Consider the following 12,965-nt stretch of genomic DNA (forward strand, 5'->3'; position numbering starts at 1 on the left):
TATTTGACTAAGGGGATTGCGTCATGACGCCCGGGATAGATCGTAAGACTGACCGGATCAATCCGGATTCCATGGCCACTCTGTGGCTGACCGTTTGCCTCGTCGGGTTCCTGGCTGTGGCCTCGTTCATGGTCTCCTTTACTGGCCTGCATGAGGTCGCGGCGTGGGCCGGATTGCCGGTCTGGCTGCGCTGGGCTGTCCCGGTGTTCATCGACGTCGCAATCCTTGCCTACACGCTGGCGGTGTTGATCCACCGGCACCGCGGGGAGCGGACGTGGGCGTCCTGGATTTCCTTGGGCGGGTTCACGGTGTTTTCCATGGTGGCCAATGCGGCCCACGCGTTGTCGATCCCGCACCCGGACTTCGGTCAGCAGATCATTGGTGCGGCGATTGCTTCACTGGCTCCGCTGGCCGTGTTTGCAGCTACAGAGCAGCTGGGCCGTTTGGTGATCGGCAGGCCGGACGCAGGGGAGCCTGCCGCCAAACTGACCGTAGGGTCTGTCGGCACTGCACCGGATGGCCCTGGTAGCGGTGGTGAGCCTCTGCCCGAGGCTGAGATAGCCCATGTGCCGGCTACATGGCTTGCCGCCGAAAGCACAGCTGGTGAGGCCGTACGGGCGTCCCTGCCCGTCACACAGGATGAGCCTGCCGTGCCTGTTCCTGTTGGTGCCGCCACTGCGCCGTCCACGGAATCAGTTCCCGCAGTACCGGCTGAAACCTCCAGCGATGGGCTGACGTCCCATGTTGCCCCTGTTCCTGCCCTTAATGTTTCACCCCGGCCTTCTCTGAGTGTTGTCGGGCGGAAGCCGAAGGCTATGGATCTGGAGCAATGGGTGGGCGCCCAGCTGAGCGCCGGCACCCAGCCGACAGGCAAGGCCGCCGCGAAATTCCTGAACGTCTCTGAACGGACCGGGCGGACCGGGCGGACCCGCCTGAACGATTTGAAAGCCACCCAGCCTGCCCTGTTTGCCGGTGCAGTGTTGAAGGAAGGTACCAACGCGTGAGCACAAAAGCTATGGCATGGGCGTTTGAGAAGGAGGTATCCGCGGAGACGTGGAATGTTCTTCTGAGGCTTGCACATGACGCAGACGATGCCGGCCTTGTCGTCTTCAGCCACGAGTATCTCTCACATTTGACTGGTGAGCCGCAGGGGAGGGTCCAGGCCGCTCTGGCCGAGCTGATGGTGAAGGGCCTGGTGAAAAGCACGTCCTTGCCGGACAGCGCCGCCGTGGCGGAGGCCGGACACGACCAGGCATTGTGCCTGCAGCTGGGGAACACCGCCCACGAAAGGGCGGTGCCCCAAGAATTTCTTGATGAGATCAACGCAGACCGTGCCCGCAGACGAGCAGAGATCGGAGGCATCCTGTGAGTTCGAAAGCCCTGACATGGGCATTCAGTAAGGAGCTTCGACAGGGAGCCAAGTTCGTGTTGGTGACCATGGCTGATGCGGCCGACGACGACGGCTATCTCTTCCCCTCGTACGAGTATCTGGCCCACAAGACGTGCTTGTCTCAACGCTCCCTGGTGGCCGCTATCAAGGAACTGGTCGAGCTGGGGTTGGTGGTGTGCGAGCGGAACCACCACCAGGACGGCTCGCGGGCGGCGAACCTGTTCTTCCTGCTTCTGGAGAACAGGAAGCATGCGTCGCCGGTGTGGCGGGGTGCGGTGTCCACAAAGGAACGCAAGGCTCAAGCCGAGCGATTCCGCAAGGAAGCGTTAGCGAACCTGACCGAGCAAGTTCCGCAAGAAACCAGTAGTGCAGAATCTGCACTTAGGCCCGATGAGGGGCCTGCACGTGAGCCTTCCTTGGAGGAAACCAGTGGGCAAGTTCCGCAAGAAACCAGTAGTGCAGAATCTGCACTTAGGTCCACGGGGCAGGGCAAAAACTCCGGAAAACCAGTAGTGCAGAATCTGCACTTAGGCTCCACCAAAGTGCAAAATACGTCGGACCTAAGTGCAAATTGTGTAAACGCCTCCTTTAAGGAACCTCATGATGACTTAAGTCATCATCATCAGTCCGGGCGCGAAACGGCACCTGCCGCTGAGGTCGTTCCGGTGACGGTGATTGATGATGAGCCTGCGAAGCATCGGGGAGTGGACTTGGCCGGGCTCAAGCACCGGCTGGAGCCGGTCCTTGGCCCGTGCCGGTCCGAGAAGCTGGTCTGGGTCATCGATGAGGCGCTGTCCAGGGCGACGGCGAAGGTTTCAAATCCGTCGGCGTTCATCGTCAAGTGCGTTCTCAACGACCCGGACCGGTTCGCACCAGCACCGGCCGGTTCCGGACCAGCGGCGCCCGCTGCCGGCGGCGCAACGGCTGCTGCCGGGTTCGCCGTGGTGACGCGGTCCAGGGGCTTGCTGGGGCCGGGCGATACCCCGTGTCCGAAGCCGGATCATGGCCAGTACGCGGCGGATCACTGCCCGGCGTGCCGGACGGAATACCTTGTCGCCGCGACGGTTTTGGAGCCGGCACCGATGAGCGGGGATGAGCTGGCGGCGTGGCGGGCCGAGAGGGCCGCGAAGCGCAGCGGGCCGCGGGTTCTTGAGCGTCCACGCACGGTCTCCGGCGGTGTTCAGGTCTGATGTCGGCTGGTCAGGGCAGGGGGATCACTGGCATGGAGACGCGAATCGCGGAGGCTGTCATGCATCCGAAGACGCGGGGGGCCGTGTGGAATATTCTGGCCGGTTTCGGGTTGGGGCAGGATGTGGACGACGTCGTGGCGGACACGGCGGAGTCGGCGTTGAAGGCCTCAGGTTCCTTTGATCCGGAGCTGGGGCATGTGCAGGGCTGGGTGCTGACGATCGCCAAGCGCCGGGCCTATGACCACGCGAAACGGGCCGGGGCCAAAGGCCGGCTGCAGGGCCGGCTGGAGGGTGAATCCGACGGGCCTGACCCGGCGTTGAATCTCGTGGAGGATGACTTCGCCCAAGAGGTTGTCGAGCGGTTGGCGGCCAGTGCGGAGTCCCGGCAGATCCTGGCTTTGACGGAGAAGCTGGTGGCTAATCCGGATTCGTTCCGCCGGGTCGCGGCGTTGTGGATGGTCTATCAGGGCAGCGTGCCGAAAGCCTCTGCGGCGCTGGGCATCTCGCAGGAGGCGCTGCGGGATTCCCGCCGGGAAGTCGTCCGGTGCGCCCACGTCGTCCGCAAGGCTGTGGCAGCCCGGTCCGCCGGGGACCCCGTGACCGTCGGGACGCTGCTGGGGTGTCTGCCGGTGGAGGGCAACGAGGACGGTTCGTGGGCGCGTGCGTTGTCCGTCGCGGTGGTCCGTGCCGGCGGGTTCGGGAAGGTCACTGCCGCATCGATGGCGGAGGTGACCGGGTACTCGCTGAACACCTGCCGGCAGTACGTGGTCGAGGCGCACTGGCTCCTGCAGGTCGCCCGGACCGTCCTGGAAGGTGTTGAGACAGCTTGAGCGGGTCCGGAAGCGAACCACCAGTGACAACACCGGCAACAGGCAACGGGGAGAGCATGACTTTCAACATGGACGGCACCGGACGGCAGGAGGACGGATTCAGTCCCGGGCAGCGTGCGCAGCTGGAGGAGATGATGTCCGCCAAGCGTGCGCAGCTGGAGGACATGATGTCCGCCAAGCAGCCGGGCAAGCGTGAACAGAAGCGTCTGGCCCGGCGTGCGGCGCGTCAGAGGATCCTCGGGGCCATACAGGACACGGTGGACGCCGCGGCGCCCCAGGACAGTGCCACGGGCTTTGACCGGACAACGGGCAGGGGCAGAGCGGCGGCGTGGTTTTCACGCAGTGCCCTGACACGGGCCGTGCTGGGTATCGCCGTGATCGCCGTCATTTTGACGTGGTGCGTTGTGGTGTTGGGCGGCAACCGATGAAGATGCTTAGCCGGGCCGGGGGCGCGTTCTTCATCACGATCCTGTTCGCGGCGTCGCTGCTGGTCGCTGTCGTCCTCGGCGCGGTGTCCGGCGCCAGGGCTGGCGCCTCGACGGACCCGTCCTCGTGCGTGGCACCTCTGCCCGGGGCCGGCCTGGCCGCCGGTAAGGTCCCGGCGGAGTACGTCGAGGCGATCAGGGAAGCCGCGAAGGCCTCGGGTATCCCGGCGCCGATCCTTGCCGGGCAGCTGCGGCAGGAAAGCAACTTCAACCCCAAGGCCGTCTCCCATGCCGGGGCCCGCGGCATCGCCCAGTTCATGCCGGGCACATGGACGAGCTACGGGCAGGGAAAAGACCCGTTCGACCCGCAGGCCGGTATCAGCGCCCAGGGGAAGTTCATGGGGGAGCTGCTGCAGCAGGCGAAGGCCTCGGGGTTCGCCGGGGACCCGGTGGATCTTGCCCTGGCCGGCTACAACGCGGGCTGGGGCGGGGTGACCGCTGTCGGCGGGATCCCGGACAACGGTGAAACCGCCCAGTACGTGACGCGGATCAGGCAGTTCGCGAACGAGTTCGCGGCCAAGGACGGCACCGACGCTGTCACTGCCGGCGAGGACAAGGGATCGGGGAAGTGTGATCTTGCCACCGGCACTTCCAGCGGGAATGATGATTACCCCTTCAAGGACCTGCCGCACTGCGTCCTGAACGCCAATGGCGGCTACGCCGGCTGCCCGGCGGGGTCCCAGTCCGAGTTCAACGCCTTCCACGGTGAGTGTGTGGACTTTGTGATGTGGCGGCTGAATCAGCAGTTCGGTGTGGTCAAAGCGCCGTGGAAGATCATGAACGGCAACTTCCGTCCGGACGGGAACGTCCTGGGTGATGCGCGTAACTACAGGGCAGCGTGGGAGAACAAGGGCTGGCCGGTGGATAAGACACCCACTGTCGGTGCCGTGGTCTGGTACGGGCCCTCGAACGCGAATGCCTCCTCCGCAGGCTACGGGCACGTTGCCATTGTGAAGGAAGTCCTCAAGGACGGTTCCTTCATCGAGGAAGGCTATAACTTCGGGTTCCCGCCGGACGATCACAAGTACTACACGATCAAACGGGCCAACAGTGCACCCGATAATTTCCTGCACCTGCCCAAAGCCGGCTGAACCCAAGCCGGATGAACACGGAACGGACATGACCATGATGACGAACGAAACCACAGCCGCCCGGAAGCCCGACCGTTGGGCAATGCCAGCTGCCGTGCTCGGCGCAGCCCTTGCGCTGGTGTTCCTGACCGGCTGCGGGGGCGGGCCGGTCGTGGACGTCACCTCACCTCCGGAAACTGCCGCGCAGCCCACCGGAACGGTAACGGGGATCACCGGGGAACCGGCGCCGGGCAACGGGTCGGCGTCTGCGTCTGTATCGCCGCCGTTTACCGGCAATCCGGCCCCGCCGATGCAGGGGCAGGGTGTCGAGACGGCCCAGCCGGCATGGAACGCTGATGCCGAACGTGCCGCGCTGGTCGCGGCCGATGATGTGATGCGTGCGTTCACCGCCACCACCCTGACCTCATCCCAGTGGCAGGCACGGATCAAACCGTTGCTGACCCCCCGGGCACAGCAGGCATGGTCCCGCGCTGATCTGAAGTACTTCACGGCCACCTCGGTTACCGGCCAGCCGCGGCTGGATGAGGACCGGTCCAACCCGTACTTCGTATGGGCGAGCGTCCCGACAAACGACGGCGACTACCGGGTACACCTGAACCGCCTCGAACCGGGCGCACCGTGGCTGGGAGACATTATCAGGCCGCTGCAGCTCAAACGCTGAGACCCGCTTCACACCCCATCCTCCACGGACGGTCTCTGCACCTGGCGCATTTAGCCGCCGGTGCAGGGGCCGTCTTCTCTTGTGCTCTGACACACGCCTGCAGGACAGGGCAATGAACCTTCCATAGACATGCCGGCAGCACAACAGTTTGCCGGCGGAAGGGAAACCAATGTTTGAGAAGATCGCCACCGGCTTCAGCCGGCTTCCGCTGGCACCGGAACCGGTGAACCCGGACCAGGGGCCGGATTATCTGGCGGGGCTCCGGGATTTCGCGGGACAGTTCCTGACCGGCTGTATCGTGCTGGTCGTCATCTCCGCGATCGTGTCAGTGACCTTGTTCGTGATCGGCAAGATGACAGCGTTATCCAACGCCCAGTCCAAGTCACTGATGTGGTCCGGCAGGATCTTCCTCGGTGCCGCGATCATCGGATCCGTCGGCGGCCTGATCTTCTGGGGTTCAGGTCTCGGGAAGTTCAACCTCATGCCCGCCCAGGCGCAACAACCAACCGTCGAGATCACCAAAAAACCCGCCAAATCCACGTGCACGAACACCGTCGAAAAGCTGGGCCCAATATTTCCCAATAATCTCTCCGACGACGACATCAAGCGGTACGCGACGGCGCTCCTGACCGAAGCCGATGCCACGCCGATCATCAACGCCGACAAGAACGGGGCGGGCCAAATACGGGTCACAGGATTCCGGTGGACGCCCACAGGACCGGACTGCACCTCGAACAATCTCACCCCTGACCCCTGCCAGGACGTCAAGGTCCTGGGGAGTAGGGATGTTGAAAAAGACTACAAACCGCGCACCACATCCGAGTGCAAGAACTGATTGAAGGGTATGTATCCGATGAGCGTTCTGAAGAGTGTTTTTACTTCCGTTGCGGCAGAGGGGATTGATCCGAAGGTCACTGCCAATAACACGGCTCCGTGGTTGCCGGTGCTGCGTGATATTGCCGGTGGTGTGATGGTGACCTGCATCGTTTTGCTGGTGATCGTGCTGATTATCGGTGTCGTTCTGCTGGTGGCGGGAAAGCTGGGTTCGATGTCCGGTGCGCAGTCCACGGGCTTCATGATCCTGGTTTGGGGTTTGCTGGGCGCCGCGGTGATCGGCTCCGTCAGCGGGCTGGTGTTCTGGGCTACAACGAATTCCCTGGCGCCGGCACCGGTCGCGGCGGCCGCCGGTGCTTTGCTGGGGCTGGGCTGATCCGGTGAGGTTCGCGGCGCTGGCACCGATGGGGCCGGCAGAGGATATCCAGAAGTTTTTCGACGGCGGGATCCAGGGTTTCGCGGCGAGCGTTTTCGATGTGATCAAGGGCGCTTTCAGTTCGACGGACATGAACTCGAACTGGTGGGTCTCTGTGATCGGCGGGACGGTCAACACCCATGTCGGTGGCCAGGTCACCACGGTGGTGTATCCCGGCATGTTGACGCTTTTGGTGCAGGTCATGGCCCCGGTGATGGTCATTCTTGTTGCCGCGCAGGTTGTTGTCAGTCTCTTCCGCTCTTCCACTGTCGGCCTGATCCGGGCCGGCGCCACAGCGGTGTTCGCGATCCCGGCGACCTACATTCTGGCCGGGATCATGTTCACCCTGATCCAGGTGATGGACAACATCTCCGTGTACATCCTGGCTGCCGGGAACAACGACGGCGAGGACGCGGTCACCACCACGGTGCTGGCGTTGTTTGGCCTCTCCTGGGATCCGGCCGCAAAGTCCGTGGTGCTGGATGAGAACTACCAGCAGTGGGCTCTGGCGAAAGACCAGAACAACCCGGGAGCGATTCTCGTCCCGGTCATCCTGATCTTCGTGATCTGGATCATTGCGCTTTTGCTGGCGGCGTTCATGGTGTTCCGGATGCTGGGTTTGATCGTGCTGGCCTCGTTGCTGCCGATCGCGGCGATGAGCCAGCCGCTGGAAGCAGCGAAGGGCATTTTCAAGGGCTTCGGCACGACGGCTCTGGCGTTGCTGATAGCCAAACCATTGTCTGCACTGGTGCTGAAGATGGGGTTCGTGATCTCGGCGACGTCGAACACGACGTTCCAGTTTCTGGCCGGGATCCTGTGCCTGCTCATGGCCGCTGTCATGCCCGTGCTGACGATGAAGTTCATGGCGTTCCTGACCGGCGGGGCAGGGGACGGGATCATCGGCGGCGGCTCCGGGATCGGGTCCGCCGCCGGGCGCCGCTTCGAACGCCACGGCGGCAGTGCATTGCGCAGCACACGGCAAATAAGTTCCAGGATCGCGCGGATGCCGGCCCGGATCGGGCGCGGCAGGTAATGAATACAACCAACGATTTTCGGGGAGAGGTGCTTCGCTGATGAGCGCAGGCGTAGTAATGGAAGAGGAGCTCGGCTGGCACGATGTGCGGTTCGGGCGCGAAACCAAGAGGGGAGTCGTGCTCGGGCTGGAAATGCACCAGCTCATCACCTTCGGTATCGCGATGGTGGCCATCGTGGTCACGGTCCTGGTGTTTGGCTTCCCGCTCGGCTGGCTGATCGGCGGGACCATGCTGCTGATCACCGGGCCGGTGTGCTGCACGAGGTTCCACGGGACCTCCACGCTGCAGTGGGGGCTCCGGTGGGTCGGCGGACGGTGGAGCAAGGGCACGGGCCAGGGGAAGTACCTTCGGGCGACCCGCACCGAAACACCGTTGGACCTTGCCCCCGCGCCGGTACACACCCACGGTGCACTCCATGCAGCCCCGGAACCAGATGGGGAGCCTCCGGCCTACCGTTCAACGATCGGCAAGAAGGGCCAGATCGTGCCGGGAACACCGGAGCGGTTGATGCTGCCGGGGGAACTGAACGAACTGCTCTGCTATGAGCTGCCCGGCGGGGAAGCGTTCGTCTATGACCCGGTGAACAAGTACGGCATCATCGCCGCCCAGGTCGAATCCATGAACGCTTTCGCACTTGAGTCCGAAGACGAGCAGATCAACCGCACCGAGGCTTTCTCATCCGTTTTGACCGCGCTCTCCACCCAGGAAGGCGTCGAGTACCTGCAGCTGACCGATCAGACGTCGGTGGTGTCCGGGGCGAAGATCCGGGACTACTACAAAACCAAGGGCGCGCAGGCTCCCCGGGTGGTCCGGGACGGGGAACTGGTGCCGCTCTCGGGCGCGAACATCAACTCGTTCGCGTCCCACGCCTATGAGGACCTGGTATCCAACGGGCGCGGCATCATGCACCACGAAGGCTGGGTCGTGGTCGTGTTGAGCCGGAAGAAACTGGAGAAATCGATCACGGCCCACGGCGGCGGGCTCGCCGGGTTCATGAGCCTCGCGGCGGGCACCATTTCCTCGGTGACGGAGTCGCTGACGCCGACAGGGACGATGGTGCGGTTCTGGATGAACGCCCGGGAACTCTCAGCCTGCATCCGGCGCGCAACCGACCCTGCCTCCGCGGTGGAAATTTCGGAGCGGACCGGAGCGTTTGCCGGTGTCGCACCGGCCTCTGCCGGGCCGATGGTCATGCTGCCGGAGTGGTCCACGCTCCAGACGGACACGGGCATTCACCGCACCTGGTGGGTTTCGGAGTGGCCACGGAAGAAGGCCAGCCTCGGGTTCATGTCCAAACTGGTGTTCGCCGGTGACTTCCGGCACTCCGTGACCCTCATTGCCAAGCCATACCCGGTCAGTAAGGCCATGAAGGACATCACCACCTCCCTCGCCGATCACGATTCCGGGCTCGATATTCAGCACCGGCTGGGCCGGCCGATTTCCCGGGCGCAACGGCTGGAAGGAACTGATCTTGAGTTCCGGGAAATGCAGCTCACCGACGGCTTCGGGGCCTTGAAGATCGGCGGCTACGTTACGCTCTCGGCATCGGACGCGACGGAACTGGAAGTGAACAACACCAAACTGCGCAACGCGGCCGCGGCCGCACAGGTGGAGCTCCGGTGCCTATACGGGCAACAGGCCGAAGGCTTCGTCGCCTCGGCCATGCCGCTGGGCAGGGGACTGCTGTGAAGCACATCGGAGGAAAATCGAACCGGCTGTCCGGGCTGGTCCCGGTCATGCTGGATATCTCCAACGGTTCCCGTCAGGCAAGGGCGCAGCAACGCCTGACCAGGGCCCGTGCCGTCGCGGCTGCGTCGGTTGAGACGGCTGGCGGGGATGACGGCTTTCCGCAGCAGGCATTCCCTACCGGCGGGAAGCAGCGCATCAACAATCTTCGCGGCGGTTTCCGGCTCCGCCAGCGCCCGTTCAGCGAGACGGCGTTTTCCTTTGCGACGGCGTACCCGTTCCTGGCCGGCGCGAACCTGGGACACAAGGGCGCCTACATCGGCGAGGACGTTTACGGCGGCGGGGCGTTCGTGTTTGACCCGTGGGAGCTGTATGAGGCGAAGGTCATCACCGGCATGTCGATGATCCTGATGGGCGCTGTGGGTTCCGGAAAGTCCACGTGCGCGAAGTCCGTGGTCTGCCGCCTGGTGATGCTGGGACGCAAGGCGTTGATCCTCGCGGACCGTAAGGGCGAATGGGATGTTGTCGCGCAGTTCCTGGGCGGTCACACCATCAAGGTCGGCCCGGGCCAGCCGGACCGGGTCAACCCGCTGGATGAGGGCATCCGGCCCTCGGTGACGCCGGACGGGGAACCGATGACGGATCTGCGCTGGGCGGCGATGGTGCGCGCCAGGCGGTTGAATCTGCTCCAGACCATCGGTGAAATCCTGCTGGACCGTGCCGTGCAGGGCGCCGAACACACAGCCCTGTCGATGGCACTGGATCTGGCGGTGGAGTCGGCTGCGCCGGGTGTGCCGACGTTGCCGGGCTTCATCGAGCACCTGCGGCAGATGAGCGTTTCCACCGATGGTTCACGCTCCGTTGCCGAAGCCGCCGAAAGGCTTCTGCACGCTTTTTCCCGCTGCACCCAGGGTGATCTGAAAGGCATGTTCGACGGCGAAACCACAGCGAACTTCGACCCCGAACTGCCGATCATCACGGTCAACACCAAGGCACTCGTCGGCGCCTCGAAAGAAGCACGGAAAATCGCCTACGCCTGCACCGGGTCATGGGCTGAATCCATGGTCACCAACTCCGACTCCGGACAAAGGCTCTGCGTCTACGAGGAGGGCTGGGACTCAGTCAGCGACGAAGCATCCCTGACACGGATGATGGAGGCGTGGAAACTCGCCCGTGACTACAACATCTTCAACGTCCTGATCATTCACAAACTCGGGGACCTGGACATTGCCGGGGACGCCGGATCGAAAATGGCCGCGATGGCACGCTCCCTGCTGGGCGATACCACAGTGAAAGTCATCTACCGGCAGGAAACAGCCAACCTTGCAGTGACCGAGCGGGAGCTGGGCCTGACCCGGGCCGAGCGCGAAGACGTAAACCGTTCCGCCCAGGGCACCGGGCTCTGGAAGGTCGGCCCCTACCGGACGGTGAGCGTGAAAAACCAGCGCACCACCGCCGAAGTGCCAGTATTCGATACCGACGCCAAAATGCGCTCCAACAGGGGCGGGGAGGCAGCAGCATGAAAGCGATGGATAAAGGGACCCAGATGGCGGTCCTTTCCCTAGGCCTGATCGCGCTGGTGCTCTATGGGCTGTACCTGCCGGGGCAGATCGCCGCGTCCTTCCGCTGCGGATCCTTCACCACCCTGCCCTCGATCCTCCAGCCGCTCGGATTCCTGAACCCGTCCAATCCTGCCGACGCCTCCGTCTACGGGACCACGGCAGACGGCTGCGGACCGGAGAGCGGGGCAGTCCTGGTGTGGATGATCCTGCTCGTCGTTCTGGCCGTCGGCGTCGGCGTGACCGTATGGAAGCTGGTGCACGACTGGAAACTCTCGGACGAGTACTTCGTCAAGGACGTCATGGGCCGTGACGGGCTGGCCAAGATCAAGGAAATTAAGAACACGGTCGGGGAGAAGAAAATCCTCGAACGCGCCAAAAGCATCCGCCCCACCCTGGGCCGGCCGTCAGTGGAGGACGCATCCATCCGCATCGGGCACGTCCTCTCCCAGACGGTCCTGGTCTCCTGTGAGGAATCAATCGTCCTAGTCGGCCCCCCACGTTCCGGTAAGGGCTTCCACCTGCTGATCTCGGCAATCCTGGACGCCCCGGGGTCGTGCATCACCACCTCGACCAGGGCGGACAACTACGCGGCCACCCACGAGCTGCGCTCAAAAGGCGGGCCCTGCACGTTGTTTGACCCGCAGGGACTCACCGGTGCGAAGTCCTCGCTGAAGTGGTCACCGATCACCGGGTGCGAGCGGCCCGAGGTCGCGGCCCGCCGGGCCTCCTCACTGATCGGTTCCTCCGGGCTGGGGAAGTCCGGGTCCAACCAGGAATGGGCCGGCGCAGCGATCTCCATCCTCCAGTCCCTGCTGCACGCCGCAGCCCTCGGCGGGCACAGCGTTGACGAGCTGTACCTGTGGGGGACCGCTCCGACGACCGCGCGGACCGCGCAGAAGATCCTGCTCGAACATCCGGACGCCGCATTCGGCTGGGGCCAGTCGCTCAAGTCCATCCTTGACGGGGACCCGAAGATGCTCGGCAGCCGCTGGTTCGGCGTCGAAGGGGCACTGGCCGGCCTTGCCGTGCCGCTCGTGCGTGAAACCCTGAAACCGGCCGGCCCGGCGGAGGAACTGGTTCCGGCGAAGTTCATCAGGGATAGGGGCACCCTGTACCTGATCGGGACGAAGTCCGGCGGCGGGGCCATGGCGCCGTTCCTGATTGCGATGATGGACGAAATCACCGAAACCGCCCGTGAAATGGCCATCCGGCTGCCGGGAAACCGGCTCGATCCGCCGCTGTCGCTGGTGCTGGACGAGATCGCGAACATGTCCAGCTCCTGGCCAGGGCTCGTGACGCTGATGTCGGACGGCGGCGGTTTGGGGATCAGCCCGCTCGTGGTCCTGCAGTCCCTCGCGCAGGCCCGCGGCGGCTGGGGAGCGGAAGAAGCGCAGGCCGTGTTCGACTCCGCGACGGTGAAAATACAGCTCGGCGGCTCGGGCAACGAAAAAGACCTCGAATCGTTCGTCAAGCTCCTCGGCACCAGGGCTGTGGAGGAAGGCTCTGTCACGCACACCTCCGACGGGTATTCCTCCAGCACCTCCAAGCGGGAGAAGGACGTCATGACCGTCTCGGAGCTGCGCCGGCTGCCGTTCGGCTATGGCTTGTTCGTCGGGCGCAACGGCAGGCCTTTCCTGCTGAAAATGACGCGCTGGATCGACCGGCCCGACGCCCCGGACATCAAGGCCGGCATCAGGAAGTTCAGCAGCTCACTGCTGGTTGAACTGACCGACTCCACGGCCGCAGGAACGCAAGAGCGCATCAGCGAAGAAGTCCCTGGATAAGCC

Annotated in this window: 13 protein-coding genes; all 13 read left to right on the forward strand. The window is 64.1% G+C overall.

Translation table 11 applies throughout. The features are described from left to right. The first annotated feature begins 71 nt into the window (after positions 1–71). The 13 genes from ASPU41_RS21680 to ASPU41_RS21740 all read left to right on the forward strand — a co-directional run bounded on the left by ASPU41_RS21680 (position 72) and on the right by ASPU41_RS21740 (position 12,962). Positions 72–1,004 (forward strand): DUF2637 domain-containing protein, encoded by a 933-nt coding sequence (locus ASPU41_RS21680; RefSeq protein ID WP_197515891.1) that lies wholly within the window; start codon positions 72–74, stop codon positions 1,002–1,004. Beyond that, positions 1,001–1,369 (forward strand): hypothetical protein, encoded by a 369-nt coding sequence (locus tag ASPU41_RS21685; RefSeq protein WP_157357192.1) that lies wholly within the window; start codon positions 1,001–1,003, stop codon positions 1,367–1,369. Before ASPU41_RS21680 ends, ASPU41_RS21685 begins: the two co-directional genes overlap by 4 nt. Next, entirely contained in the window at positions 1,366–2,580 is a 1,215-nt protein-coding gene (locus tag ASPU41_RS21690; protein WP_069953137.1) for a helix-turn-helix domain-containing protein, read from the forward strand. The genes ASPU41_RS21685 and ASPU41_RS21690 overlap by 4 nt, the downstream gene beginning before the upstream one ends. Before the next feature lie 32 nt (positions 2,581–2,612). After that, the gene (locus tag ASPU41_RS21695) at positions 2,613–3,410 is read left to right on the forward strand and encodes an RNA polymerase sigma factor (protein WP_160669367.1); all 798 of its coding nucleotides are present in this window, start codon (positions 2,613–2,615) and stop codon (positions 3,408–3,410) included. A gap of 56 nt (positions 3,411–3,466) precedes the next feature. After that, the gene (locus ASPU41_RS21700; protein WP_069953139.1) at positions 3,467–3,838 is read left to right on the forward strand and encodes a hypothetical protein; all 372 of its coding nucleotides are present in this window, start codon (positions 3,467–3,469) and stop codon (positions 3,836–3,838) included. Further along, positions 3,835–4,986 carry a CHAP domain-containing protein gene (locus ASPU41_RS21705; RefSeq protein ID WP_083266777.1) on the forward strand — a complete coding sequence of 384 codons (1,152 nt, stop codon included), beginning with the start codon at positions 3,835–3,837 and terminating at the stop codon, positions 4,984–4,986. The genes ASPU41_RS21700 and ASPU41_RS21705 overlap by 4 nt, the downstream gene beginning before the upstream one ends. A 34-nt stretch (positions 4,987–5,020) precedes the next feature. Next, positions 5,021–5,647, forward strand: a complete 627-nt coding sequence (locus tag ASPU41_RS21710; protein ID WP_157357193.1) for a hypothetical protein — start codon at positions 5,021–5,023, stop codon at positions 5,645–5,647. A gap of 169 nt (positions 5,648–5,816) precedes the next feature. Then, complete coding sequence (locus ASPU41_RS21715) at positions 5,817–6,482, forward strand: hypothetical protein (protein WP_069953142.1); 666 nt, start codon at positions 5,817–5,819, stop codon at positions 6,480–6,482. A gap of 18 nt (positions 6,483–6,500) precedes the next feature. After that, positions 6,501–6,857 carry a hypothetical protein gene (locus ASPU41_RS21720; protein ID WP_157357194.1) on the forward strand — a complete coding sequence of 119 codons (357 nt, stop codon included), beginning with the start codon at positions 6,501–6,503 and terminating at the stop codon, positions 6,855–6,857. Between the two features lie 4 nt (positions 6,858–6,861). Continuing rightward, positions 6,862–7,929, forward strand: coding sequence for a hypothetical protein (locus tag ASPU41_RS21725; RefSeq protein ID WP_157357195.1), 1,068 nt, complete (start codon positions 6,862–6,864; stop codon positions 7,927–7,929). Positions 7,930–7,969: 40 nt separating this feature from the next. After that, entirely contained in the window at positions 7,970–9,619 is a 1,650-nt protein-coding gene (locus tag ASPU41_RS21730; RefSeq protein WP_083266778.1) for an SCO6880 family protein, read from the forward strand. After that, a complete protein-coding gene (locus tag ASPU41_RS21735) occupies positions 9,616–11,139 on the forward strand; it encodes a hypothetical protein (protein ID WP_083266779.1) in 1,524 nt (507 codons plus the stop codon). Before ASPU41_RS21730 ends, ASPU41_RS21735 begins: the two co-directional genes overlap by 4 nt. Then, the gene (locus tag ASPU41_RS21740; RefSeq protein ID WP_069953146.1) at positions 11,136–12,962 is read left to right on the forward strand and encodes a type IV secretory system conjugative DNA transfer family protein; all 1,827 of its coding nucleotides are present in this window, start codon (positions 11,136–11,138) and stop codon (positions 12,960–12,962) included. The genes ASPU41_RS21735 and ASPU41_RS21740 overlap by 4 nt, the downstream gene beginning before the upstream one ends. Positions 12,963–12,965: the final 3 nt, after the last annotated feature.

Origin of the sequence: Arthrobacter sp. U41 (assembly GCF_001750145.1) — a bacterium.
Taxonomy (GTDB): Bacteria; Actinomycetota; Actinomycetes; order Actinomycetales; family Micrococcaceae; genus Arthrobacter.

What these genes read in the sequence shown, in the direction of transcription:
- ASPU41_RS21680 (WP_197515891.1), top strand. Translation starts at nt 72, where the DNA reads ATGGCCACTCTGTGGCTGACCGTTTGCCTCGTCGGGTTCCTGGCTGTG.
- ASPU41_RS21695 (WP_160669367.1), top strand. Translation starts at nt 2,613, where the DNA reads ATGGAGACGCGAATCGCGGAGGCTGTCATGCATCCGAAGACGCGGGGG.
- ASPU41_RS21700 (WP_069953139.1), top strand. Translation starts at nt 3,467, where the DNA reads ATGACTTTCAACATGGACGGCACCGGACGGCAGGAGGACGGATTCAGT.
- ASPU41_RS21705 (WP_083266777.1), top strand. Translation starts at nt 3,835, where the DNA reads ATGAAGATGCTTAGCCGGGCCGGGGGCGCGTTCTTCATCACGATCCTG.
- ASPU41_RS21710 (WP_157357193.1), top strand. Translation starts at nt 5,021, where the DNA reads ATGATGACGAACGAAACCACAGCCGCCCGGAAGCCCGACCGTTGGGCA.
- ASPU41_RS21715 (WP_069953142.1), top strand. Translation starts at nt 5,817, where the DNA reads ATGTTTGAGAAGATCGCCACCGGCTTCAGCCGGCTTCCGCTGGCACCG.
- ASPU41_RS21720 (WP_157357194.1), top strand. Translation starts at nt 6,501, where the DNA reads ATGAGCGTTCTGAAGAGTGTTTTTACTTCCGTTGCGGCAGAGGGGATT.
- ASPU41_RS21730 (WP_083266778.1), top strand. Translation starts at nt 7,970, where the DNA reads ATGAGCGCAGGCGTAGTAATGGAAGAGGAGCTCGGCTGGCACGATGTG.
- ASPU41_RS21740 (WP_069953146.1), top strand. Translation starts at nt 11,136, where the DNA reads ATGAAAGCGATGGATAAAGGGACCCAGATGGCGGTCCTTTCCCTAGGC.